Source organism: Stenotrophomonas sp. 89682_Sma, assembly GCF_056481405.1.
Map to the genome: position 1 here is coordinate 2,767,953 of NZ_CM151147.1, position 23,212 is coordinate 2,791,164.

At 67.9% G+C, this 23,212-nt stretch carries 20 protein-coding genes; 14 read left to right on the top strand and 6 right to left on the bottom strand.

The window, feature by feature from the left end; translation table 11 throughout:
- Positions 1–121: 121 nt before the first annotated feature.
- The 3 genes from ACZK29_RS12755 to ACZK29_RS12765 all read right to left on the bottom strand — a co-directional run bounded on the left by ACZK29_RS12755 (position 122) and on the right by ACZK29_RS12765 (position 3,998).
- A complete protein-coding gene (locus ACZK29_RS12755) occupies positions 122–2,032 on the bottom strand; it encodes a CocE/NonD family hydrolase (protein ID WP_478446125.1) in 1,911 nt (636 codons plus the stop codon).
- 221 nt (positions 2,033–2,253) lie between these two features.
- Entirely contained in the window at positions 2,254–2,640 is a 387-nt protein-coding gene (locus ACZK29_RS12760; RefSeq protein WP_459046950.1) for a DUF4440 domain-containing protein, read from the bottom strand.
- Positions 2,640–3,998 carry an MFS transporter gene (locus ACZK29_RS12765; protein WP_478446126.1) on the bottom strand — a complete coding sequence of 453 codons (1,359 nt, stop codon included), beginning with the start codon at positions 3,996–3,998 and terminating at the stop codon, positions 2,640–2,642. Before ACZK29_RS12765 ends, ACZK29_RS12760 begins: the two co-directional genes overlap by 1 nt.
- A gap of 105 nt (positions 3,999–4,103) precedes the next feature.
- Here ACZK29_RS12765 and ACZK29_RS12770 point away from each other — a divergent pair, with 105 nt between their 5' ends.
- The gene (locus ACZK29_RS12770; protein ID WP_478446127.1) at positions 4,104–5,009 is read left to right on the top strand and encodes a LysR family transcriptional regulator; all 906 of its coding nucleotides are present in this window, start codon (positions 4,104–4,106) and stop codon (positions 5,007–5,009) included.
- Positions 5,010–5,095: 86 nt separating this feature from the next.
- Here the strand turns inward: ACZK29_RS12770 and ACZK29_RS12775 are convergent, their stop codons facing one another.
- A complete protein-coding gene (locus tag ACZK29_RS12775) occupies positions 5,096–7,891 on the bottom strand; it encodes a beta-glucosidase (RefSeq protein ID WP_478446128.1) in 2,796 nt (931 codons plus the stop codon).
- 337 nt (positions 7,892–8,228) lie between these two features.
- Between ACZK29_RS12775 and ACZK29_RS12780 the strand changes: the two genes are divergently transcribed.
- Both ACZK29_RS12780 and ACZK29_RS12785 read left to right on the top strand, forming a co-directional pair.
- Positions 8,229–8,663: a VOC family protein gene (locus ACZK29_RS12780; protein WP_049429041.1), complete on the top strand. Its 435-nt coding sequence runs from the start codon at positions 8,229–8,231 to the stop codon at positions 8,661–8,663.
- A 302-nt stretch (positions 8,664–8,965) separates the two neighbouring features.
- A complete protein-coding gene (locus ACZK29_RS12785; RefSeq protein ID WP_111111902.1) occupies positions 8,966–9,670 on the top strand; it encodes an AraC family transcriptional regulator in 705 nt (234 codons plus the stop codon).
- Between the two features lie 9 nt (positions 9,671–9,679).
- Here ACZK29_RS12785 and ACZK29_RS12790 read toward each other — a convergent pair whose 3' ends face one another.
- A complete protein-coding gene (locus ACZK29_RS12790) occupies positions 9,680–10,570 on the bottom strand; it encodes a sterol desaturase family protein (protein ID WP_459046954.1) in 891 nt (296 codons plus the stop codon).
- Between the two features lie 129 nt (positions 10,571–10,699).
- Between ACZK29_RS12790 and ACZK29_RS12795 the strand changes: the two genes are divergently transcribed.
- The 7 genes from ACZK29_RS12795 to ACZK29_RS12825 all read left to right on the top strand — a co-directional run bounded on the left by ACZK29_RS12795 (position 10,700) and on the right by ACZK29_RS12825 (position 19,464).
- Positions 10,700–11,650: a LysR family transcriptional regulator gene (locus ACZK29_RS12795; protein WP_459046955.1), complete on the top strand. Its 951-nt coding sequence runs from the start codon at positions 10,700–10,702 to the stop codon at positions 11,648–11,650.
- Positions 11,651–11,742: 92 nt separating this feature from the next.
- Positions 11,743–12,393, top strand: coding sequence for a DsbA family oxidoreductase (locus tag ACZK29_RS12800; RefSeq protein WP_478446129.1), 651 nt, complete (start codon positions 11,743–11,745; stop codon positions 12,391–12,393).
- 35 nt (positions 12,394–12,428) lie between these two features.
- Positions 12,429–13,436: a cyclase family protein gene (locus ACZK29_RS12805; RefSeq protein ID WP_478446130.1), complete on the top strand. Its 1,008-nt coding sequence runs from the start codon at positions 12,429–12,431 to the stop codon at positions 13,434–13,436.
- Between the two features lie 289 nt (positions 13,437–13,725).
- On the top strand, positions 13,726–14,340 hold the full coding sequence (gene imuA / locus ACZK29_RS12810; RefSeq protein ID WP_478446131.1) for a translesion DNA synthesis-associated protein ImuA: 615 nt from the start codon (positions 13,726–13,728) through the stop codon (positions 14,338–14,340).
- Positions 14,341–14,349: 9 nt separating this feature from the next.
- On the top strand, positions 14,350–15,759 hold the full coding sequence (locus ACZK29_RS12815; RefSeq protein ID WP_478446132.1) for a Y-family DNA polymerase: 1,410 nt from the start codon (positions 14,350–14,352) through the stop codon (positions 15,757–15,759).
- 6 nt (positions 15,760–15,765) lie between these two features.
- Entirely contained in the window at positions 15,766–18,876 is a 3,111-nt protein-coding gene (locus ACZK29_RS12820) for an error-prone DNA polymerase (RefSeq protein ID WP_111203899.1), read from the top strand.
- 81 nt (positions 18,877–18,957) lie between these two features.
- Positions 18,958–19,464 (top strand): hypothetical protein, encoded by a 507-nt coding sequence (locus tag ACZK29_RS12825; protein WP_111203900.1) that lies wholly within the window; start codon positions 18,958–18,960, stop codon positions 19,462–19,464.
- Between the two features lie 102 nt (positions 19,465–19,566).
- Here ACZK29_RS12825 and ptsJ read toward each other — a convergent pair whose 3' ends face one another.
- Positions 19,567–20,853: a MocR-like B6 salvage transcription factor PtsJ gene (gene ptsJ / locus ACZK29_RS12830; RefSeq protein WP_478446133.1), complete on the bottom strand. Its 1,287-nt coding sequence runs from the start codon at positions 20,851–20,853 to the stop codon at positions 19,567–19,569.
- Between the two features lie 76 nt (positions 20,854–20,929).
- On the opposite strand from ptsJ, the gene ACZK29_RS12835 reads away from it, so the two are divergent.
- The 4 genes from ACZK29_RS12835 (at position 20,930) to ACZK29_RS12850 (ending at position 23,199) form a co-directional block, all read left to right on the top strand.
- Positions 20,930–21,703, top strand: a complete 774-nt coding sequence (locus ACZK29_RS12835; protein ID WP_478446134.1) for a YggS family pyridoxal phosphate-dependent enzyme — start codon at positions 20,930–20,932, stop codon at positions 21,701–21,703.
- Complete coding sequence (locus tag ACZK29_RS12840) at positions 21,700–22,401, top strand: glutamine amidotransferase (RefSeq protein ID WP_111203903.1); 702 nt, start codon at positions 21,700–21,702, stop codon at positions 22,399–22,401. The genes ACZK29_RS12835 and ACZK29_RS12840 overlap by 4 nt, the downstream gene beginning before the upstream one ends.
- Positions 22,398–22,622: a hypothetical protein gene (locus ACZK29_RS12845; RefSeq protein WP_005410058.1), complete on the top strand. Its 225-nt coding sequence runs from the start codon at positions 22,398–22,400 to the stop codon at positions 22,620–22,622. The genes ACZK29_RS12840 and ACZK29_RS12845 overlap by 4 nt, the downstream gene beginning before the upstream one ends.
- Positions 22,623–22,692: 70 nt before the next feature.
- Positions 22,693–23,199 carry a hypothetical protein gene (locus tag ACZK29_RS12850; protein WP_111203904.1) on the top strand — a complete coding sequence of 169 codons (507 nt, stop codon included), beginning with the start codon at positions 22,693–22,695 and terminating at the stop codon, positions 23,197–23,199.
- Positions 23,200–23,212 lie beyond the last annotated feature (13 nt).

Here is a 23,212-nt window from a genome sequence, read left to right on the forward strand (position 1 = left end):
CATGGCCCAGCCTTGGTAGGTGTCGACCTTGGTCGACACGCTCCTGCGCCATCCCAGATGCCGGCCAACGGACGGCACTACCACGTGCTGCCGGGCATGGCCCGGCGTCATCATGAGAGCCTCAGTACACCGGCAGATCGATGTAGCTGGCCTGCGCCTCACTGTGCCAGACCCGCTGCGTGGCCTTCTGGTAATCCCCCGGTTTGGCCAGATAGATGTTCGGCACGTAGGTCTGCGGGTTGCGGTCGTACAGCGGGAACAGGCTGGACTGCACCTGGACCATCACCCGGTGACCTTTCTGGAAGGTGTGGTTGGCGTTGGGCAGGTCGAAGCGGTATGGCAGCACCTGGTTGGCCGCCAGCGGCTTCGGATCGCTGAAGCTCTCGCGGTAGCGGCCGCGGAAGATCGCCAGTGACACCGGCAGCTCATAGCCGCCCATCTCCGGCGCCGAGGCCTCCTGGTCCGGATACACATCGATCAGCTTTACCACCCAGTCGCTGTCGGTGCCGCTGGTCGAAGCTTGCAGGTGCACTACCGGCGCGCCGCCGATGCGCAGTGGCGCGGTCAACGGTTCGGTGATGAACGTCAGCACGTCCGGGCGGCCATCGACGAAGCGCTGATCCTTGACCAGCCAGGTCGTCCACATGTCACGGTCACCGAAGCGCACCGGGCGCGGCACGAAGGGCACCGGCTTGGCCGGGTCGGACACGTACTCCTCGAAGTCACCCTCGCCCGCCGCCGGCGCCTGGAAGGCCAGCTTGCCGCCGGCCCTCAGGTACAGCGGTCTGCTGCTCGCTGTACAGCCCCTGTCACAGCTGCGCGGCCAGCCCTTCAGGCGATCCCAGTGGTTTTCGCCGGTGTTGTAGATCAGCACCGGCGGCGTGTCGGCCTTCGGCGCACCGTCCACCAGGTACTGGTCGAAGAACGGCTTGAGCACATCGCGACGGAACTGCAGCGCGGTGTCGCCGTCGAACTTCAGTGCGCCCAGTTCGCTGCCACTGTAATTCACCTGGCTGTGCCGCCAAGGGCCCATCACCAGGTAGTTGCGGTTATTGCCGCTGTCGCGCCCTTCCATCGCCTGGTAGGCATGGTTGGCACCCCACATGTCCTCCTGGTCCCACAGGCCCTGCAGCCACATGGTCGGCACCTTCAACGGCGTTTTCGCCATCACCGCGTCCAGCGCCTGGCCCTGCCAGAAGGTGTCGTAGGCCGGGTGCTCGGCCAGCTTCTTCCACCAGGTCAGCTGATCCACGCCGGTGAAACGCGCGTAGTCGCCAGCCGAACCGATGCGCAGGAAGGTGCTGTAGTCGTCGTAACCGAGGTTGGGCAGTGGCGTACCCTTGCCGCGCTTCTCGGTCTGCATCGCAAAGTAGTTGAAGTTGACCTGGCGGAACGCACCGTAGTTGAGCCAGTCGTCACCCATCCAGCCGTCGACCATCGGGCTCTGCGGCGCGGCCACCTTCAACGCCGGATGCGGGTCGGTCAACGCCATCACCACGGTGAAACCTTCATAGGACGAGCCGAGCATGCCGACCTTGCCATTGCTCTCCGGCACGTTCTTCACCAGCCAGTCGATGGTGTCCCAGGCGTCGGTGGAGTGATCCAACCTGGTGTTGTTCAACGGCCCGCGGAGCGGCCGGGTCATCACGTAATCGCCTTCGGAGCCGTACTTGCCACGAATGTCCTGGAACACGCGGATGTAACCGCCGTCGACGAACACCTCGTCCCCCTGCGGCAGCAGATCGCGCATGCGCGGCGAATCACTGCGGTTGGCGCGACCGGCAGCGTCGTAAGGCGTGCGGGTCAGCAGGATCGGTGCATTGCGGGCACCCTTGGGCACCACGATCACCGTATACAACCTGGTGCCATCACGCATCGGCACCATCACCACGCGCTTGTCATAGTCGCGGCCGACATCCGGCGCAACGAAGGGTTTGCCGCTGATGTCCGGTGTCATCGGCGGGGTATCGGCGGCCAGCACGCTGCTGGACAGGCAAAGGGCGATGGCTACTGCAACGGTACGCACACGCATGGACAACCCCTTCCGGCAGGAAAGCGTCAAGCCTACTCCCGCCGGGTGCCACGGAGTGTGGGTGGGCTTTGCATTCTGCGGCGGATGCGGGCAGGACTGATGGCACATGTGCCCCCGGTGCCGCTGCGCATGCCGACGACCGGTAGTGCCGGCCGCTGGCCGGCAACTTCATGATCCTTGGGCGCGTTACGCGGTTGCCGGCCAGCGGCCGGCACTACCGGTCAGGACACCGTCACCTCGTGCAGCGCCAGCCAGCGCCAACGGCCCTGCTCGTGGCGCAGCACCGCCAACGACTCCCGCCACGCAGGTATGCCGCCATCGATCGAATGGCCTTCGCAATAACGCAGCACCGCCAACGGTGACGGCGCGTCCACGGCCTGCAACGCCTCGATGCTGATCTGCAACCCGGCGCGCGCGCCATGGCCACCCACGAACAGTGCCTTCACGGCATCGCGATCCAGCCGCCTCCCCGCGATGCCGACCATGCTGAAGTCCGCACTGAAGTGCGCCATCAGATCCTCCAGCGCATCGACGCCGACGTCGGCACGGAACCAGGCCTGCAGCTTGTCGTGCAGGTGGTGGACTTCATGTTCTGCGGTGATATCCATCAGGCATTCTCGGGTTGCGAAGGGGAAACAGAGTGTGAGCGGCGCAACAGCGCCATCGGCAACAGTGTCATTACGGCGGCCAGACCCAGCGCCACGCTGCTGGCGCGTGCCGGCAGCCACTGCATGGCCAGCGCCAGCAGCAGCGCGATGGCGGCGGTACCCAGGCAGAAGCTGAGCTGGCGGTTGAGGTTCCAGAGTGCACTTGCATCGCCCAGCGCCTCACCTTCCACACCTTGGAAGGCCAGCGTCTGCGCCGTGCTGCTGCACAGGCTGCCACCCGCCCCCATCAGCGCGAACAACAGCCCAGCCAGCGCAAAGACCGGCTGCGGCAGCAGTGCCATCAACAGCAGGCCGCTGGCCTGAAGCAGCATGCCCACGCGGAGTACCGTGGCCGGGCCGAAACGGGCCAGCAGGCGCTTGCTGGCCGTGATCGCGATGGCCGAGGCCAATGCCCACGGCAGCATCAGTGCGCCGATGCGCGCGGCGCTGTAACCGGCGTGGTGCAACTGCAGGGTACTGACCAGCTGGCTGCCGATGAACACGCCCGGCACTGCCAGATACACCAGCATTGCCAGCCGCAGCCCGCGATGGGACAGCAGCGACCAGCGCAGCAACGGATGCGCCTGCTGCCGTGCATGCCGCAGGTGAACCGCCGCCAGCAGCAATGCAATCAGCAGCAGTACAGCACCGGCGGCCCGATGGCCGGGCTCGCCCAACCAGGTCAGTGCCAGCAGCAGCGCACCCAGCGCCAGCATCGCAGTGGTCAGCGCATAGGCCTGCAGCCGCGGCGCACCTCGTGTGCCATCGGTCGGCATCCAGGCCAGCACCAGCCCGATCGCCACCACCGCCAACGGCAGGCTGGCCCAGAGCACACCGCGCCAGGACAGCCACTGCACCAGCAACCCGCCCAGCGCTGGCGCCAGTGCCGGCACCAGCAACGCCACCAGCAGGATGCGCCGGGTCAGTGCACCCCGCTGATCCGCCGTGCATTGCCGGTAAGCCGCGGCCTGCGCCACCGGAATCAGCAGACCACCGGCCAGCCCCTGCAGCAGGCGCCATTCCAGCAGCCAGCCGATGCCCGGCGCAGTACCGGCCAGCATGGCGGCGACGGCGAACACCAGCAGCGCCACCAGCAGCAAGCGACGCTCGCCGCAGCGCGCGGCCAGCCACGGCGCCAGCGGAATCACCACGCTCAGGCCCAGCATGTAGGAGGTTCCAACCCAGGCCAGGCTGCCGATGTCGGCGTGCAGGTCCGCTGCCAGCGCCGGATAGGCCACCGTCGCGATGAACATGTTGACCAGGTCCAGTGCGAACACCAGCAGGAAGATCGCCTCATGGCGCAGGCGGGGGGACGGCATCGGCGGCGCTCCAGCAGAGAAGCCGCCAGCATGCCGCGCGGGCCGTGTTGGATAAACACGACGACAGCTGCAACACTGTCAAACCTTTTTTGACAATGGGTCGCCATGGTCAGCCTCGATCGCTTCGACATCTTCCGCGCCGTGGTCGAGGCCGGAAGCCTGACTGCCGCGGCCGATCGCCTCGGCCTCAGCCGCGCGGTGGTCAGCTTCAACCTGAAGCGGCTGGAACAGGAGCTGGGTGTGACCCTGCTGCTGCGCAGTACCCGGCACCTCGCACTGACCGAAGCCGGCGAACAGTTCCTGCAGCACTGCGTGCAGGCGCTGGATGCCGCACAGGCAGCGATTGATGCGGCGCGCCGCGACCAGCACCAGCTGCAGGGCGCGCTGCGCCTGACCACCACGCCGGAGTATGCTCAGCTACGCTTGATTCCCGCGTTGGAGGCGTTCCGTGCGCGGCACCCGGCCCTGCAGCTGCATCTGTCGACCTCACCCGCACCGGCCGACCTGATTCCCGAACGCTTCGACCTGGCGATCCGCCTCGGCCGCCTGCTGGACTCGGGCCTGCACGCCAATGAGCTGGAGCGCCACCCGCTGTGCGCGGTGGCGGCTCCGTCGCTGCTGGCGCGCCTGCCCTCTGCCGAGGCTGCCGATGATCCTGTACAGCTGGGAACCCTGCCCCGCCTCGGCTATCCGCGCCTGGCCGACGTGCCGGTGGTCGCACCGGATGGCAGCGATGCCCTGTTCGCCACCAACCCCGGCAATGCAGTCGTGCGCGTGGATGGCGCCAGCAGCCTGCGCGCGTTCGCAGTGGCCGGCGCCGGGGTTACCGTGCTGCCCCGCTGGCTGATCGAGGACGACCTGGCCCACGACCGCCTGCGACAAGTGCTGCGCCATCATCGCTTCCCGCAGCAGAGCGTGTACGCGGTCTATCCGCACAGCACGCAGCCGTCACCGAAGGTGCGGCAGCTGATCGATTTCCTGCGCGGGTGGTCTGGCAGCGCGCCGGTGTGACTTCCGCGCTCGCCAGGCACGCCCGGCGAGCGCAGCGGTACCCCACAAACAAACACGGCCCCTTGCGGGGCCGTGTCTTCAAGGCATCAGCGCAGCACCTGCTCCACCAGCTGCACGTCCACCGTCTGCAGCGGCTCGGCGGCATTGCGCGACAGCTGCACCTGGTAGGTGCCGCCGTCGATCTTCCACTGGCGGGCCTGCGCATCGTAGTGCGCCAGGGTCTTCGGCTCGGCTTCGATGCGGATGCGGCGCTGTTCGCCCGGCTGCAGGTTCACCTTGTCGTAGCCGATCAGGCGGATCGGCGTGGTGCTGCCAACCGGCAGCTTCAGGTACAGCTGGGCCACGTCGGCGCCGGCGCGCTCGCCGGTGTTGCGGATGTCGACGCTGGCCACCAGGCGCGAACCTTCCACGCTCACCTTCAGGTTTTCATAGGCGAACGAGGTGTAGGACAGGCCGTGACCGAACGCGAAGGTCGGGGTCAGGCCCTTGGCCGCCATCCACTTGTAGCCGACGTTGGCGCCTTCGATATCGAAATCGAACACATCACCGAACGGCTTGGCCGGCTTGAAGCCGAGACCGTCGATGTGCGGGCGCGGCAGCTGCGATTCGTCCACCACCCAGGTCACCGGCAGGCGGCCGGACGGATTGACCTGGCCGGTCAACAGCGCGGCAATGCCTTCGCCACCGCGGATGCCCGGGTACCAGGCCTGCAGCATCGCCGGCACCTGCGCCAGCCACGGCGTGCGCACCGGGCCATTGGTTTCCAGCACCAGCACCGTCTTCGGGTTGGCCTTGGCCACCGCCGAGATCAGCGCGTCCTGGTTGTCCGGCAGCTGCATGTCCGGCAGGTCCACCGACTCTGCGGCCCACTGGGTAGCGAACACGATGGCCACATCGGCCTGCGCGGCGGCCTTGGCCGCTGCGGCGGTATTGGTGCCGTCCACGTACTCGATGGTCGCGTCCGGGCGCGCCGTACGCAGCGATTCCAGCGGCGAGGACGGGTGGAAGATCACCGGGCCCGGCCAGGTGGTCGGCAGCACGCCCGGCACCGCATTGGTGCCCTTGGCGGTCACGCCCACCATCGACGAGCCACCGCCACCGATCACGCCCTTGTCGGCGTGGCCACCGATGATGACGATGCGCTTCACGCTGTCAGCCAGCGGCAGCAGGTTGCCTTCATTGCGCAGCAGCACGCTGCCCTCTTCCACGGTGCGCTGGGCCACGGCGAAACCGGCCTCGGCATCGACCTTCTGGTGCTGCGGCGGGTTGTCGAAGTTGCCGTGCAGGAACATCGTGCGCAGGATGCGCGCCACCATGTCGTTCAGGCGCGCCTGTGGCACCACGCCGCCGTGCACGGCCAGGCGCAGCGGCTCATCGAAGAACACCGCCGCATCGAACACTTCACCGGCCGACTGCTGGTCCAGGCCGGCCAGCGCCGCCTTCGAACCACTGTGCACGCCACCCCAGTCGGACATCACGAAACCGGGGAACTTCCATTCCTGCTTCAGCACCTGGTTCATCAGGTAGCCGTTCTCGCAGCCGTAGGTGCCGTTGATCTTGTTGTACGAGCACATTGCCACGCCCGGGCGACCGGCTTCCAGCGCGATCTCGAACGCCAGCAGGTCCGACTCGTGCATGGCCTGTTCGCCGATGCGCACGTCGTGGAAGTTGCGGCGGGTCTCCATGTCGTTCAGCGCGAAGTGCTTCATCGAGGAGATCACGTGCTGGCTCTGCACACCCTGGATCAGCGCGCCCACCATCGAACCGGCCAGCAGCGGATCTTCACCGGCGTATTCGAAATTGCGGCCGTTGCGCGGGTCGCGCTGCAGGTTGACGCTGCCCGACAGCAGGATGTTGAAGCGCTGCTGCCACGCCTCGCGGCCCATCGTGGCGCCACCGGCGAAGGCCACTTCGCGGTTCCAGCTGGAGGCGGTGGACGGGCCCGACGGCATCGCGGTGGCGAAGTCGCCCGGACGGATGCCACCGGGATTGGTCACGCCGACGCCGGCATCGGCCGACTGCTGCGACGGGATGCCCAGGCGCGGCACCGCCGGGACGAAGCCGGCCGAACCGACCGCGCCTTCCGGCAACGGGCCACCGTCCTTGCCCAGCCCGAAGTAGCTGTGCAGCATCTGGAACTTCTCGTCCTCGGTCATCGCCTTCAGCAGCAGCGCCGCGCGCGCATCGGCGTTGAGGGTGGTGTCCATCCACGGCGTGTCGCCATGTTTGTCGGCGGCATAAGCCAGGGTCAGCAGGGTGGCACGCAGGCTGCTGCCTTCCACTTTGAACGGTGCACTGCTGGCGGCCTGGAAGCCATCGCTGAAGTAGCTGGCATCGGCTTCCAGCGCGACACGCGCCGGATCGAAGCCAGCGGCCTTGGCCGATTCACCGGCCACCGCGCCGAGCAGCACCGCCGGTGCACCCAACCGCGAACGGGTGACCAGTGCCGGCAACCGGGCGGCGCCCGCGCCGGCGTCGGTATAGACCGCGACGGTGTGGCGGCCATCGTCCAGGCGCAGGTAGTTCAAACCCGGCTGGTCCGGACCGGACTCGGCGGCGATCGGCAGCCGGGTCAGCACGGCCTGGCCGCGCTGGGTCTGGCCATCGTCCTTGCCGGCGGCGATGAAGCGGTACTCATAGCCCAGGCCATCGGCCAGCACCTGCAGCGGGTCGACCTGGCCGATGCCGCGCTGCACCTGGCGCACACTCACCGCGTCCACCTTCAGGCTCTTCAGCTGCGCGGCCAATGCCGGCATCGCTTCGGCGTTGGGTGCCTGTTCCAGGGTCAAGACAGTGAAGGCCGCGGGATCGGCCCAGGCCGGGGCGGCGAGCGCAGCAGACAGGGCGAGGGAGAGGGCAAGCGGCTTTGTAAACGTTTTCATCGGCAGGCGTAATTCCGTTGCCAAGGCAATCGGTCCAGGGAAAGTGCCGCCGAAGGGTGCAGCGTTCATGCCGTGCAGGGGTTGCCAGGCAACGTCCCGCAGGCCGAAGGACGGGCCGGTCTGCGCGCGGGACCCTCCTCCCGGCCTGACAACCTGCCTGCCCGGGCCGCGCAGGGCGACCCAATCCTGTGAAGATTGTGCGAGGGCGTTCACGCCTGTCAACAGGACCTAAGTCACAGGGGCAACCCGGCCAGCGGTTATCAGGCCATCACCGGCGGTCATCAGTGGGCCGCGCGGGGCTGCCGATAATGAGGGTCCCTGGCCACGAACCGAGCCCATGACCGTCCATCGCGACTTCGACCATCTCTGGCGCGACCGCTGTGATACCTCCAGCCAGCGTGCGCCGCGCGTGCTGATCCGGGTGTTCGTGGCCCCGGGTGAACTGGAGCGCAGCGTGGCCTTCTACGAGCAGTTGCAGGGCGTGGTGGCCGATGCGGGCTTCCCGTTCCCGGAGGCAGGGCTGCGTCTGGCGATGGTCGGCGCCTTCCTGCTGATCGAGGGCAGCGAGGCGGCGCTGGCGCCGTTCACTTCAACCACCGGAACACTGCTGGTCGATGACGTTCGGCCCTATCACGACAAACTGGTCGCGGCCGGTGCCGAGATCATCTTCCCGTTGCAGGTGGTGCCGACCGGGGCGGCGTTCAATGCGGTGCATCCCGATGGCACGGTGGTCGAGTACGTGCATCACCGGCCGGATCCGCAGGGGCGGTGAGGTCGCGGCCGGGCGGCGCCCGGCACCCGGCACCCGCGGTAGTGCCGGCCGCTGGCCGGCAACCTCAAAAGCAAAGGCGGCTATCCGAGGGATGGCGGGACGCTGTAGGTTCGCGGGGACGCCGTGAACCCGTCCCTGGGGGCTTGGTCGCCGCATCCATGCGGCTCACACCCCGCAAACCCACAGCGCCCCGCCTTCGACAGTTTTCTGCAATCTGCCCGCTCTTCTGCAGAGCCGGGCCATGCTCGGCTCATGTGTCTCGGATCTCGGAATATTCGACTTCGATGCAGATTCATCCACGCATTGCGTGGATCTACAATCCCTCCATGTCCTCTCCCGCCCTGCCCTGGAATGGCACGTTGCTGCTGGATGCTCACGTGGCCGTGCTGCAGGGCCATGCCGGTGACAGCGATGTACATGCGCACTACGCCCACCAGCTGCTGTTGAGCGAGGATGTTCCCTGGCAGGTCGAAATCGACGGTGTGCGCCAGCAGGGCCAGCGGCTGTGGCTGCCTTCGTTCCAGCCGCACGCAATCCTGTCGGCGCCGGAGGCGGGCTGCACGGTGTTCCTTGAGCCGGCGCATGCCGACCTCGAACAGATCCAGCAGCACCTGCACGCGCTGCCCGGCACTGCGATGGAACTGCAGGACTGGTTGCCGCGATTGAGCCGCGCGCAGCCATTGGACCGGCGGGTGCAGGCAGCGCTGGCCCGCATCGCCCAGCACCTTCCGGGCCCGGTGCCGGCCGCCGACATCGCCGAGGCGGCGCATCTGTCCACCAGCCAGCTGCACCGGCGTTTCCAGGCCGATCTGGCAGTGACCCTGCGCGGCTGGGTGCTGTGGCGGCGCTTGCGTGCCGCGCTCGCGCACCACCTGCAGGGGCACAGCCTGACCGACAGTGCACATGCCGCCGGCTTCGCCGACCTGGCCCATCTCTCGCGCAGCCTGCGCCGCATGTTCGGCATCGGTGCCGCACAGCTGCAGGGCCTGCAGCTTCACGCGGCCTGACATGTTCGATCATTCGCGCCTGCGCAGGCCTTCGGGCAGCTCCGGCACCTCGCCATGCGGCAGTTCGCGGAACGGCGCCAGCAGCTGCCCGGGGTAATCGCGCGGATAGTCCGGCTGACTGCCGATGCCGAGGTCGTGCTGCCGCAGCCGATAGCCCGGCGCATCGAAGGCGGTCCCCAGCAGGTGATCCCAGACGGTGAGGAACAGGCCGAAGTTGACGTCGCCGGCGGTGCCGTAACGCATGTGATGGAAACGGTGCAGTGGCGCCCACGCCATCACCCGGCCCAGTACGCCGGGGCGCATGTCCACGTTGGAGTGCTGCAGCAGCAGCTGGATGGCGATGGCGAACGCCAGCACCGCCGCCACCGGCATCGGCAGGCCCAGCACCAGCAGCGGCAGCACACCGCCCACCGCTTCGGCCGCCTGGTGCAGTGGGTGTTTCATCAGCCCGTTGAAACCGTACATGCGGGTCACGCTGTGATGCACGGCATGCAGGCGCCACAACCAGCCAATGCGATGGCTGGCGTAGTGCACCAGGGTGATGCCGAGATCGGCAGCGATGATGGCAACCAGTACCTGCACCGCGAACGGCCATTGCACCGGCCAGACCTGCCACGGAATGATCGCCGCAAGCAACGGCACGGTGGCGATCGACAGCAGGTTCAGGGCTTCGTTGACCAGCGCATGCAAGGTGTCACGCACACGATCGCCGTGGTCGTGGTTGAACGCAGGGTCATACGGCCAGGCACGTTCGGCGATGAACGAAACCGCAATGGCGACCGCCAGCAAAGCCAGAAGCCACAGTGGGTCACCGTGGCGGCGCCCTACCCAGACGATGGCGGCAGAGACGAAACCCAGCAGGAACAACGGGGCATACAGGCGCAGTATCCAGTGCTTCATGGGCAACCCGGAAAGTGAGGGGCCTGCATGCTGGCGCGGCGTGTGGGTTGATGGCTTGAACAAACGGCGCAAGCGCGTGCCGAGGGTGGATGCCGGGCTTGGTCGGCGCCGTGTTTCCTGCATCCACGCATGGCGTGGATCTACAATGGCGTTCTCATCGCGCCCGGGACCGGCATGGATTCCTTCAACCTGATGCGCGCCTTCCGCCGCATCGTCGAACGCGGCGGGCTGGCCCGAGCTGCCGAAGACCTGGGCATGTCGCCGGCCGGGCTGAGCAAGCAGCTGCGCACGCTGGAAACCCATCTGGGCGTGGTGCTGCTGCAGCGGACCACGCGACGCATGAGCCTGACCGAGACCGGCCATGCCTATTACCGCGAATGCTGCCGCCTGCTCGACGAACTGGATGCATTGGAACGCGGCATCGCCGAACAGCGCGGTGAGGTGGCCGGGCGCCTGCGCGTCAATGCGCCGCAGTCGTTCGCGCTGAGCACGCTGTCGCCGTTGCTGCCACGCTTCCTGCAGCAGCACCCGCAGCTGTCGCTGGACCTGGTGATGGAAGACCGCCTGCTTGATGCGGTTGGCGAAGGTTTCGATGTGTCGCTGCGGCTGCGTGCCGAGCTGGATGATTCGCGCCTGGTGGCACGCCGCCTGGCCTCGCTGCAGCAGGTGCTGTGCGCGGCCCCGTGCTACCTGCAGCAGCATCCGGCACCACAGGCGGTGGACGATCTGCAGGTGCACAGCGTGCTGGCCTACAGCCTGTCCGACTCGCCCGGCAGCTGGCCGCTGCTCGGCCCCGATGGGCAGGTGACGATCACCCTGCCGGCGCGCGTGACCGTCAACAACAGCCTGCTGCTGCGCGACCTGCTGGTGGCCGGCATGGGCATCGGCGCGCTACCTTCGTTCCTGGCCGCTCCGGCACTGGCAAGCGGCGCCCTGCAGCAGGTGCTGCCCGACCACCACTATCCACCGCGCTTCGTGCATGCGGTCTACCCCACCTCGCGCCACCTGCAGCCCAAGGTGCGCGCCTTCATCGATTTCCTGCACGCCGAGCTGCCCGCCTGCGCCGGCCTGGATTCGTAACCGCCAGCGAAAACTGAGCTGCCCGCGGCGCGCTGTTTCAGCCCTGCCGCGCTGCCTAACCTGCCGCCTCCCCTCTCACCGATGGCAGGCAGATGTCTTCCGTTCCGTCCCCCACCACCGCCGCGCCGGTGGTCGATTTCTTCCACGACGTGGTCTGCGGCTGGTGCTTCGTGCTGGCCCCACGCCTGCAGCAGGTCTCGGCCGAACTCGGCATCCAGGTGCGCCACCGCAGTTTCGTGCTGCAGGACTCGCGCGCGCAGATGGTCGAGGTGTTCGGCTCGATGGAGCGCGCCAAGGCGATCATCCTGCGCCACTGGACCGACTGTGCGGCGCATGAAGACACCGCGCGCATCGATATCGAAGGCATGCGCGCACAGGATTTCGAATATCCCTCCGGCTGGCTCGGCGCACTGGCCTGCCAGGCCGCCGGGCTGATGGGCGGCAACGATGCCCATGGCGCGATGTTCGATGCCGTGCAGTGGGCGCACCTGCACCAGCACCGCAACATCGGTGATGCCGAAGTACTGCTGGATATCGCCGAATCGCTGGGCCACCCACGTGGCGCTTTCGCTGACCACATGCATAGCGACGCCGTGCGCCAGCGCGTGCAGACCGATCGTGCCGAAGCCGCTGCCCTCGGCATCCGTTCCATACCCACCGTGATCGGCGGCAACGGCCTGCGCCTGCAGACCCTGCCGCTACCACACCTGCGCCAGGCCCTGGCGCCCCTGGTCGCGGCCTGAGCCGCACCCTCCCCCACCCTGCAAGGAGATTTCCCATGACCCCACGTACCCTGGCCACCGTGCTGGCTCTGCTGCTGGCCGGCACCGCCGCTTCCACCACCGTGTCCGCACACGAACGCGTTCCCTCCGGCCAGCAGGTCGGTACCAGTCCCTGGGGGCCGAAGGATGAGATCGGCCGCCTCAACCTGATCACCGAAGCCTCGCGCGCGGAGATCCTGTCGCGGGTCAGCGGCGGCAAGGCCTATGACCTGGCCACCGAGTACTACGTCGGCATGCCCAGCTGGCAGGACGCCGGCGACCCGCACTACCAGTTCTGGATGACCCACACCCCGCGCGGCACCGTGATGGACGATCCGATGGGCGTGGGCGAAACCATGAACCTCACCCGCAGCTACACCGGCACCGCGTTCTCGATGTACAGCCACACCGGCACCCACATCGATGCACTGAACCACTTCGGCATCCATGGAAAGATCTGGAACGGCTTCGAGGCCGACAAGCACCTCGGCGACCGCGGTTGGAATGTCACCGGCATCGAGAAATTCCCGCCGCTGATCGCGCGTGGCGTGCTGATCGACGTGGCCGGCGCCAAGGGCGTGGACATGCTGCCGGACAGCTACCGCGTCACCCGCCAGGACCTGAAGGATGCGCTGGCACGCCAGAAGGTGAAACTGCAGCAGGGTGACGTGGTGCTGATCCGCACCGGCCGCATGCGCCTGTTCGAGCAGCCCAGGGCGTACATGGCCAACCCGCCGGGCATGGGCCTGGACGCGGCGCGCTTCCTGGTCGAGGACAGCGGCGCGATGATCGTCGGTGCCGACAACCTCAGCTTCGAGACCTTCCCCTCGGAGGTGTCCGACGACTACGTGCCGCTGCATACCTACCTGCTGGCCCAGCAGGGCGCGCCGATCATCGAGCTGGTGGCGCTGGACGAACTGGCCCGCGACAAGGTCTACGAGTTCGCCTTCATCGGCGGCCCGCTGAAGATCCGCGGCGGCGATGCCGCACCACTGCGCCCGGTGGCGTTGCCGGTCCGCCCGTAACCGGAGCCTGTGGGTGCCGACCTTGGTCGGCACCGCGCTTTACCGCTATCCACGCATGGCGTGGATCTACCTATCAGCCCGGTAGATCCACGCCGTGCGTGGATGCTTTACCCGTTCAGCAACCTGAAACCCGACCCGCCGATTTCATTAGTAATTCTACTTACAACGCGAGTAGCATGTCTGGTCTCAGCCCGTGATACCGGCCCGTCGATACTCGCTCCATGTCCGCCGTTTCCGCCCGTTCCTGCCGCTTCCAGCCTGCCCGGCGCCTCCTCTGGAGGATCGGCTGATGGGTGCGGTCGTCGCCCTCGACCGGCTGCTGGACGGGCGCCAGCTGTGGCGCGGCCCGGCCCGCCAGGGGCCGGCCAGCGACCATCTGGCCAGCGGCCACCCGGCACTGGATGCGCGCCTGCCCGGCAGCGGCTGGCCGGCCAGCGGGCTGTGCGAGGTACTGCAGGCCGCGCCCGGGGTGGGCGAGCTGGCGCTGGTCTGGCCGGCACTGGCGAAACTGAGCCTTCGCGACCGCCCGATCGTGCTGGTCGCCCCACCCTACCGCCCGCATGCCCCGGCCTGGGCCGCCGCCGGGCTGGACCTGGCCCAGCTGCAGATCATCCATGCCGCACCGAAACAGGCGCTGTGGGCCGCTGAACAGTGCCTGCGCTCGGCCGCCTGCGCGGCGGTGCTGTGCTGGCCGCAGCAGGCCGACGATCGCGCGCTGCGCCGGCTGCAGGTGGCCGCCGACAGCGGCCAGTGCCTGAGCTTCGTGTTCCGCGAGGCGCAGGCAGCGCGCAATCCCTCCCCGGCCAGCCTGCGCCTGCAGCTCGACCACGGCCAGGTGCGGGTGCTGAAGTGCCGTGGCGGCCTGCCGCCGGCGCAGCCGTTGCCGCTGGCCATCGCCCACTGAGGCCGCGCCATGCACTGGGCCTGCCTGTTGTTGCCGCAGCTGGCGCTGGACAGCGTGCTGCGCCTGCAGCCGGACCCGCAGCGGCCACTGGTGCTGCTGCAGGGGCCGGCACAGCGTCGCGTGCTGCGCGCGGTCAGCCCGGCCGCCCGCGCAGCGGGGCTGCGCCCGGGCATGCTGCTGTCGGCCGCGCAGGTGCAGGTGCAGGACATGCACCTGCACGATTACGACCCGAACGCCGAACAGCACACCCGGCAGCTGCTGGCCAGCTGGGCCTACGCCTACAGCTCGCAGGTCAGCCTCGATTTCCCGCATGCGCTGGTGCTGGAGATCGGCGCCAGCCGCGCCCTGTTCGGCGACTGGCTGACAATCGAAAAGCGCCTGCGCAACGAACTGCATGAACTCGGTTTCCGCCATCGCCTGGTGGCTGCACCCACCGCGCATGCTGCACGCGTGCTGGCCAACGTCCACGACGGCCTCGGCATCGATGCGCAGCAGCTGCCGGCGGCGCTGGCACAACTGCCATTGCCGCGCTGCGGCCTGCCCAGCGAAGCGGTGACCGTACTGGGCCGCTCCGGACTGCGCACGCTGGGTGCGGTGCTCGAACTGCCGCGCGACAGCCTGGCCCGGCGCTTCGCCCCCGAGGTACTGCAGCAGCTGGATGCATTGCGTGGGCTGCCCACCGCGCCACTGCGCTACTACCAGCCACCGGACCGGTTCGATGCGCGCATCGAATTCGAATACGAGATCGAATCCAGCCAGGCCCTGTTGTTCCCGCTGCGTCGCCTGCTGCTGGACCTGGCCGCCTTCCTGTGCTCGCGCGATGGCGGCGTGCAACGCTTCGACCTGCATTTCGAGCATGACCTGCTGCCGGCCAGCGTGCTGACCATCGGCCTGCTGGCACCCGAACGCGATCCCACGCTGCTGTTCGAGATCGCGCGCAATCGCATGGAGGCCTTCGCCCTGCCCGCTGGCAGCCGCGCACTGCGCCTGCAGGCCGAGCAGCTGCCGCCGTTCGTGCCCGCCGCACGCGACCTGTTCGATACCCGGCCGGCGCAGGCGATGCCCTGGAGCCAGCTGCGTGAGCGCCTGCGCGCACGGCTGGGCGATGACGCCGTGCAGCCGCTGGCAGTACAGGCCGACCATCGCCCTGAACGCGCCAGTGGTATCCAGCCCCCGACCAAACCGCCCGCTTACTGGCCACTGCGCCCAGGCTGGCTGCTGGACACCCCGCAACCACTGCGTGATCCGCGCCTGCGCATCATCGCCGGGCCGGAGCGGATCGAATCGGGCTGGTGGGACCAGGCCGACGCGCGCCGCGACTATTACGTGGTGGAAACCGCGCACGGCCAGCGTGGCTGGGCGTTCCGCACACGCAATGACCCGTATGCGCCGTGGATGCTGCATGGCTGGTTCGGCTGAGCCGCGATGCACAGCGAACTGCCCGGCTACGCCGAACTGCACTGCCTGTCGGCCTTCAGCTTCCAGCGCGGCGCCTCGATCGCCGAAGAACTGTTCGCGCGCGCCGCCGGCCAGGGCTACCGCGCGTTGGCGATTACCGACGAATGTTCGCTGGCCGGCATCGTGCGCGCCTGGCAGGCGGCGAAGACGCATGGCGTGGCGCTGATCATCGGCGCCGAATTCCAGGTTGAGGACGGGCCGAAGCTGGCCCTGCTGTGCACCGACCAGGCCGCCTATGCGGGGCTCTGCCAGCTGATCACCACCTGCCGACGGCGTGCGGCCAAGGGCGAGTACCGCTGCCTGCGCGAGGATCTGCTCGGCCTGCCCCGGAGCCTGCTGTGCCTGTGGCTGGACCGGCAACCGGCCGCTACTGACCTGGAACTGCTGCGTGCCGGCTTCGATGATCGCCTGTGGCTGGCGGTGGAGCTGCATCACGAACACGACGATGCACGCCGCCTGCAGCAGCTGCAGTCCTTCGGCGAACGCCATCGCCTGCCGCTGGTCGCCAGTGGCGATGTGCACATGCACGTGCGACGCCGTCGTGCCCTGCAGGACACGCTGACCGCGATCCGCCACCGTTGCAGCGTGGCTGAAGCCGGCTGGCGCCTGTTTCCCAATGGCGAGCGCCACCTGCGCCCGCGCACCGCACTGGCCCAGCTGTATCCCGCCGAACTGCTGGCCGAGACCCTGCGCATCGCCGAGCGCTGCCACTTCACCCTCGAGCAGCTGCAGTACACCTACCCGCGCGAACTGGTGCCGGAGGGCCACGACCCGGACAGCTGGCTGCGCGTGCTGGTCGAGCGCGGCATCCCGTGGCGCTGGAAAGACGGCATCAAACCGGCACAACGCACGCAGATAGAACACGAACTGGCGCTGATCAAGCAGAAGAACTACGCCTCCTATTTCCTCACCGTGCAGGACATCGTGCGCTTCGCCCGCAGCCAGGACATCCTCTGCCAGGGCCGCGGCTCGGCGGCCAACTCGGCGGTGTGCTTCGTGCTGGGCGTGACCGAGATCGACCCGGCGCGCAGCAACCTGCTGTTCGAGCGCTTCATCTCCGCCGAGCGCGACGAGCCGCCGGATATCGACATCGACTTTGAGCACGAGCGCCGCGAAGAAGTGCTGCAGTACGTGTTCAAGCGCTATGGCCGCGAGCGCGCGGCATTGACTGCAGTGGCAATCAGCTACCGTGGCCGCAGCGCGATCCGCGACGTGGCCCGCGCGCTTGGCCTGCCGATGGACCAGGTCAACGAACTGGGGGCGGCGATGGACCATTGGGGCGGTCATGTACCGCTGCCTGAGACCCTGCGCGAGCGCGGCTTCGATCCAGACACGCCGTTGATGCAGCGCCTGCTGGCACTGACCACCGAACTGATCGACTTCCCGCGCCACCTGTCGCAGCACCCGGGCGGTTTCGTGATCTCCGAGCACCCGCTGTCGACCCTGGTGCCGGTGGAAAACGCGGCGATGGCCGACCGCACCGTCGTCCAGTGGGACAAAGACGATCTGGATGCCACCGGCCTGATGAAGGTCGACTGCCTGGCGCTGGGCATGCTAACCGCCATCCGCAAGTGCCTGGCGATGCTGCAGCAGCACGGCCTGCACAGTGGACGCATGGATGCGATCCCTGCCAAGGATACGAAGACCTACGACATGATCTGCGCCGCCGACACCATCGGCGTGTTCCAGATCGAATCGCGTGCGCAGATGGCGATGCTGCCACGCCTGCAGCCGCGCTGCTTCTACGATCTGGTGATCGAAGTGGCGATCGTGCGCCCCGGCCCGATCCAGGGTGACATGGTGCATCCCTATCTGGAACGACGGAGGATCCTGCGCGAGCAGGGTCCTGACGCGTTGAACGATCCAGACAATCCACTCTATCCAGCGCGGCTGGAACGCGTGTTCGCGCGCACCCTCGGCGTGCCACTGTTCCAGGAACAGGTCATGCAGTTGGCGGTGGAAGCGGCCGGCTACACGCCGGGCCAGGCCGATGCCCTGCGCCGCTCGATGGCGGCATGGAAGCGCCGTGGCGGCCTGGAACCGCATCGCGAGAAGCTGCTGGCCGGCATGCTCAAGAACGGCTTCAGCCGCGAGTACGGCGAGCACCTGTTCGAACAGATCAAGGGCTTCGGTGACTACGGTTTTCCGGAAAGTCACGCCGCCAGCTTCGCCCTGCTGACCTATAACAGTTGCTGGCTGAAGTGCCATCACCCGGCCGCGTTCACTGCCAGCCTGATCAACAGCCAGCCGCTGGGGTTCTACAGCCCCGACCAGCTGCTGCAGGATGCACGCCGCCATGGCATCCGCGTGCTGCCGGTGGACGTGCGCCACAGCGACTGGGACTGCACGCTGGATTTCAGCAAGGGACCGGCGGCGATCCGGCTCGGCCTGCGCCTGATCGACGGCTGCAACGAAGCGGCCGTGCAGGCCATCATGCATGAGCGTGCACGGCGACCGTTCGACGATGTCGGTGACCTGTGCCAGCGCACCGCCCTGGACCGCCGCCATCAGGGCCTGCTGGCCGATGCCGGTGCGCTGCGTGGGCTCAGCGGCCATCGCCATCGCGCACGCTGGGATATCTCCGGTGTAGAGAACCGGTTGCCACTGTTCGACAAGGCCCCCGCCACCGCCGAGGCCCACGTGCCGTTGCCACTGCCCAGCGCATGGGACGACATGCAGGCCGACTACCGCAGTACCGGCACCACCCTTGGCCGCCACCCGATCTCGTTCCTGCGTGCACAACTGCGCAACCGTGGCTGCCTGGATGCCGCACAACTGGCCGGGCACGGCCACGGCCGCCGCGTGCGCATCGCCGGCCTGGTACGCATGCGCCAGCGCCCGCAGACCGCCAGCGGCGTGACCTTCCTCACCCTCGAAGACGAGACCGGCATGGTCAATGCGGTGGTCTGGCGGCACCTGGCCGACCGCCAGCACCGGGTGCTGGTCGACACCCAGCTGATGCAGATCGATGGCCGCCTGGAGCGCGTTGATGGCGTGCAGCATGTCATCGTGCAGCGCATGCACTGCCTGGATGAACTGCTGCAGGGACTGCGCAGCCATAGCCGCGATTTCCACTGACGATACACAACGTCACACAACGAACTGGCCATTGCCGGTCCGCATCCGCTATCGTCGGCACATCCAAGGAAGGACGACCCGATGCCCCGTGTGCTGCTGCTGACCACCCTGGTGGTCTCGACCCTTGCCCTGCTCGTTTCCGGCTGGACCGCCTGGAGCCTGCATCGCAGCCAATCGCCAGAGCGGATCATCGAAGCGCGCGGCCTGGTCATCCACGATGCAGGCGGCCAGCCGCGGGTGATCCTCGGCGCACCGGTTCCCGACCCGCTCAGCCAAGGCCGCCCTCAAGGACCGCGTGCCACGGCACTGTCCGGCCTGATCCTGCTTGGCCCCGATGGTTCCGAGCGCGGTGGCTATGGCACCAGCGACCGCGGCGGCGAAGCCCTGCTCACTCTGGACGATGCCACCGGCACCACCGAAGTCTTCAAGGTCGTCGCCAACCCGGACCGTGGCGCCAGCCTGATGGTCAAGCACCAGAACAACACCGGCGCCATGCTCACGTCCTGGCAGGGCAAGCCGGAGCTGATGTTCGTCGATGACAGTGGCCAGTCCTACTACGTGCGCCCGGGTGCGATCGCCGCGCCCTGATCTGCTTGTGTAGCGTCGAGCCATGCTCGACTGCATCTACCAACAGCAGCCGAGCATGGCTCGGCTCTACAAAGGCGAAGCAAAGTCGAGCATGGCCCAGCGCTACGCCCCACACACCGCCGCCAGGTCATCGGCCAGCTGCCGCAGCTGCCCCGCGCCCAGCGCCGCGCAGGTGATGCGCAGGCCATGCCCCGGTGCTGCCACCGCGAACACTTCGCCCGCGCGCACATGCCATCCGCGCGAAGCCAGCGCCAGCACCTGCGGATGGCTGTCGGCCTGCAGCGGCAGCCACAGGTTCAATCCTTCCATCGGTTGTGGCGTCGGCACGCCACGCGCACGCAGCAGTTCCTGCAGCGACTGCAGGCGTTGCTGGTAACGCTCCCCCGCCGAGTCGATCTTCGCCCGCTGCGATGCCGACTCCAGCACCGACGTTGCCGCATCCTGCAGCAGGTGACTGACCCAGCCGGTACCGGACGCCAACCGCAACCGCAGCCGCATCGCGGTCTCTTCATCGCAGGCCAGCCAGGCCAGCCGCAGGTCCGGGCCCAGCGGTTTGGACAACGAACGCAGCAGCGCCCAGCGCCGGCCATCCAGCGGCAGCACCGAGTGATAGTCCTGCTGCGAGAGCAGCGCGTAGTGATCGTCGATCAACACCGCAACCTGCGGATAGGCGGCCAGCAGCTGCCGCAACGCGCGTGCCCGCTTCGCATCCAGGCTGGCCCCGGTCGGGTTGTGTGCCCGCGGGGTCAGCAACACCGCGCGTGCACCGGCCTCCAGCGCCTGCCGCAGCGAATCGACCTGCATGCCATGCGCGTCCACCGCCACCGGCAACGGCGCGTGACCCACAGCGTTGAGCACGTTGAGGCTGCCGAGGAAGCACGGATCCTCCACCGCGATGCGATCCCCCGGCAGCAACCACGCCGCCAGCAGGCGTTCGATGCCATCGACCGCGCCATGGGTCAGCTCCAGCGCATAGCCCTCCGGGCAGTCCGCATCCAGCGAGGTGCGCGCCAAGGCCTGCAGCCGCGGGTCGACCGTGCCCACGCCATACAGACGTGGCGCCGCCGGGGCCAGGCGCAGGCTCGGCAGCAGCCGCGGATCCGGATTGCCACCCGCCAGGTCATGCAACGCCAGCCCCGGCGTACTGCCCTCGCGTGCCATCGTCGGCGGCAGGCCACGCACCACCGTGCCGCGCCGGCCTGCGGTGCTGGCCAGGCCCGCCGCGTCCAATCGCTTGTAGGCGGCGGCCACGGTGTTGCGATTGACCCCCAGCTGATCGGCCAGATCGCGCACCGGTGGCAGCACGCTGCCGGCCGGCAGACGGCCCTTGCCGATGCCATCGCGGATGCTGTCGAAGATCGACTCGGCGCTATGCCCGGTGATTTTCATTTTGTCCTATGCCAAAATATCTCTTGTCCTGTGCCAGTGTATCCCACCCTGGCTGACCCGCATTGGAGGTGCCCGCATGCCCCTTGCCGCCCCTGACTGGCCCGTCGCCCAGTCCGTTGAACAGATCGCCGCCAACCTGGTCACGGTGCGCCAACGCATCGCCGATGCCTGTGCCCGCGTGGGCCGGGACCCGGCCAGCGTGCGCCTGCTGCCGGTCAGCAAGACCGTGGATGACACCCGCATCCGCATGGCGGTGGCCGCAGGCTGCCACGAACTGGGCGAGAACAAGGTGCAGGAGGCACAGCGCAAGGCCGAGGCAATGGCCGACCTGGGCGTGCACTGGTCGGTGATCGGGCACCTGCAGACCAACAAGGCACGCTACGTCGCGCGCTTTGCCAGCGAATTCCAGGCGCTGGACAGCCTGCGCGTGGCCGAAGCACTGCAGCAGCGACTGCAGCTGGAAGACCGCACTCTGGATGTGTTCGTGCAGGTCAATACCTCGGCCGAACCGAGCAAGTACGGACTGGACCCCGACGCGGTCGAGGCCTTCGTGCAGCAGCTGCCGGCCTTCGATCGCCTGCACGTACGCGGCCTGATGACCCTGGCCATCTTCACCCCCGAGGTCGAGCGCGTGCGCGCCTGCTTCGTGCGCCTGCGTGAACTACGCGATCAGCTGCAACGCAGCGCCCCACCCGGCCTCGACCTGTCGCAGCTGTCGATGGGCATGTCCGGCGATTTGGAAGTGGCCATCGAGGAAGGCGCCACCGTAGTCCGCGTCGGCCAGGCCATCTTTGGCGCCCGCGCCACGCCGGATAGCTTCTACTGGCCGAATAACGGAGCCCCCGCATGAAGAACGCGGTTGTCCTGCAACACGTTGCCTTTGAAGACCTCGGCACCCTGAAACCGTTGCTGCTGGCGCAGGGCTGGCAGCTGCACGTGCTGCAGGCCGGCGTCGATGTGCTCGATGGCGCCGAAACCGCCGATCTGCTGGTCGTGCTGGGCGGTCCGATCAGCGTCAACGACGTAGATCCCTATCCCTTCCTCAACGACAGCATCGCGCTGCTGCAACGTCGGCTGCAGCAGCAGCGACCCACACTGGGCATCTGCCTCGGCGCACAGCTGATGGCGCGTGCACTCGGTGCCGACGTCGTCGCCAGTGGCGGCAAGGAGATCGGCTTTGCGCCGCTGCTGCTCACCGATGACGGCCAGCGCTCGCCACTGCAGGCACTGCAGGGCATTCCGGTACTGCATTGGCATGGCGAGGCGTTCGAACTTCCGGCCGGTGCACGCCGCCTGGCCAGCACGCCGGCCTGCCGCCACCAGGCCTTCGCCATCGGCAGCCATGCGCTGGCACTGCAATGCCATCCGGAGCTGGACGCACGCCAGTTCGAGCGCTGGCTGATCGGCCACACCCTGGAACTGGCACAGGCCGGCATCGATCCGAATGATCTTCGCGCACAGGCACGTCGCTATGGCGCGCCACTGGCCGCGGCTGCCACCGCGATGTTCGACCACTGGCTGCAGGACCTGTCGGAGACACCGCGATGAACTACCGACTGCAGATCCACCGCGACGGCGCCCACTGGGGCCACTTCGACTGCAGCGGCCCCGATGCCCTGCAACGCATGGACGCCATCGCCGCACAGCTGCCTGCCGATCAGGGCTTCCAGCTGAAACGGCAGAAGGGCGTTGGTGAAGAGCGCATCCTGTCCAGCAATGCCGATGGCCTGCGCGTACTGGCTTCGCAGATCCAGTACCGCGACATCTGACCCGACGATGGTAGTACCGGCCGCTGGCCGGCACTACCCCGGATGTTCGCCCGCATGCGAAGCTTCACCCATGTTGACCCTGCAACGCAGCAGCCACCACGGACTGCTCATCGCACCGCGCTGGCCCTCCACCCGCATCCAACTGGAAGAAGAGGTACTGCTGCGCCTGTGCGACGCACAAGCACTGCTGCCTGCCGGGCTCCGACTGCTGGTCACGCGCGGCTTCGAACCCAGCCAGAGTCGCCTCGGCAGCTTCCGTCGCGGCGTGCGTTGGCTCGGTATCGCGGTGTTCCGGGCCTGCTATCCGCAACGCCATGATGAGGTCGATGCCATCTTCGGCGCCAACGGCCACGACATCGATGGCCGTCATATCGATGTCTCGCTGGTACTGCACGGCAAGCGGCTGCGGCTGCTGCCACTGGGCGTGTTCACCCCGCCGCGCTGGCAGGATCGTCGCGTCGCCCGGTATTCCGAAACCGTCGCGCAGGTGAAGCGCAGCCTGCAGCAGTGCGGCTTCGAGCTGCATCACAACCCCACCGAAGCCCTGCAGATCCACTGCGACTATCGCCCGCGCTGACCGCGCGGTCGGC

Bases quoted from the DNA above. Each gene is read 5' to 3' on its own strand.
- ACZK29_RS12800 (WP_478446129.1), top strand. From the start codon at position 11,743: ATGTCTTCCGTTCCGTCCCCCACCACCGCCGCGCCGGTGGTCGATTTC.
- ACZK29_RS12840 (WP_111203903.1), top strand. From the start codon at position 21,700: ATGAAGAACGCGGTTGTCCTGCAACACGTTGCCTTTGAAGACCTCGGC.
- ACZK29_RS12755 (WP_478446125.1), bottom strand. From the start codon at position 2,032: ATGCGTGTGCGTACCGTTGCAGTAGCCATCGCCCTTTGCCTGTCCAGC.
- ACZK29_RS12820 (WP_111203899.1), top strand. From the start codon at position 15,766: ATGCACAGCGAACTGCCCGGCTACGCCGAACTGCACTGCCTGTCGGCC.
- ACZK29_RS12850 (WP_111203904.1), top strand. From the start codon at position 22,693: ATGTTGACCCTGCAACGCAGCAGCCACCACGGACTGCTCATCGCACCG.
- ACZK29_RS12805 (WP_478446130.1), top strand. From the start codon at position 12,429: ATGACCCCACGTACCCTGGCCACCGTGCTGGCTCTGCTGCTGGCCGGC.
- imuA (WP_478446131.1), top strand. From the start codon at position 13,726: ATGGGTGCGGTCGTCGCCCTCGACCGGCTGCTGGACGGGCGCCAGCTG.
- ACZK29_RS12790 (WP_459046954.1), bottom strand. From the start codon at position 10,570: ATGAAGCACTGGATACTGCGCCTGTATGCCCCGTTGTTCCTGCTGGGT.
- ACZK29_RS12760 (WP_459046950.1), bottom strand. From the start codon at position 2,640: ATGGATATCACCGCAGAACATGAAGTCCACCACCTGCACGACAAGCTG.
- ACZK29_RS12770 (WP_478446127.1), top strand. From the start codon at position 4,104: ATGGTCAGCCTCGATCGCTTCGACATCTTCCGCGCCGTGGTCGAGGCC.
- ACZK29_RS12815 (WP_478446132.1), top strand. From the start codon at position 14,350: ATGCACTGGGCCTGCCTGTTGTTGCCGCAGCTGGCGCTGGACAGCGTG.
- ACZK29_RS12765 (WP_478446126.1), bottom strand. From the start codon at position 3,998: ATGCCGTCCCCCCGCCTGCGCCATGAGGCGATCTTCCTGCTGGTGTTC.
- ACZK29_RS12825 (WP_111203900.1), top strand. From the start codon at position 18,958: ATGCCCCGTGTGCTGCTGCTGACCACCCTGGTGGTCTCGACCCTTGCC.
- ACZK29_RS12835 (WP_478446134.1), top strand. From the start codon at position 20,930: ATGCCCCTTGCCGCCCCTGACTGGCCCGTCGCCCAGTCCGTTGAACAG.
- ACZK29_RS12775 (WP_478446128.1), bottom strand. From the start codon at position 7,891: ATGAAAACGTTTACAAAGCCGCTTGCCCTCTCCCTCGCCCTGTCTGCT.
- ACZK29_RS12845 (WP_005410058.1), top strand. From the start codon at position 22,398: ATGAACTACCGACTGCAGATCCACCGCGACGGCGCCCACTGGGGCCAC.
- ACZK29_RS12795 (WP_459046955.1), top strand. From the start codon at position 10,700: ATGGCGTGGATCTACAATGGCGTTCTCATCGCGCCCGGGACCGGCATG.
- ptsJ (WP_478446133.1), bottom strand. From the start codon at position 20,853: ATGAAAATCACCGGGCATAGCGCCGAGTCGATCTTCGACAGCATCCGC.
- ACZK29_RS12780 (WP_049429041.1), top strand. From the start codon at position 8,229: ATGACCGTCCATCGCGACTTCGACCATCTCTGGCGCGACCGCTGTGAT.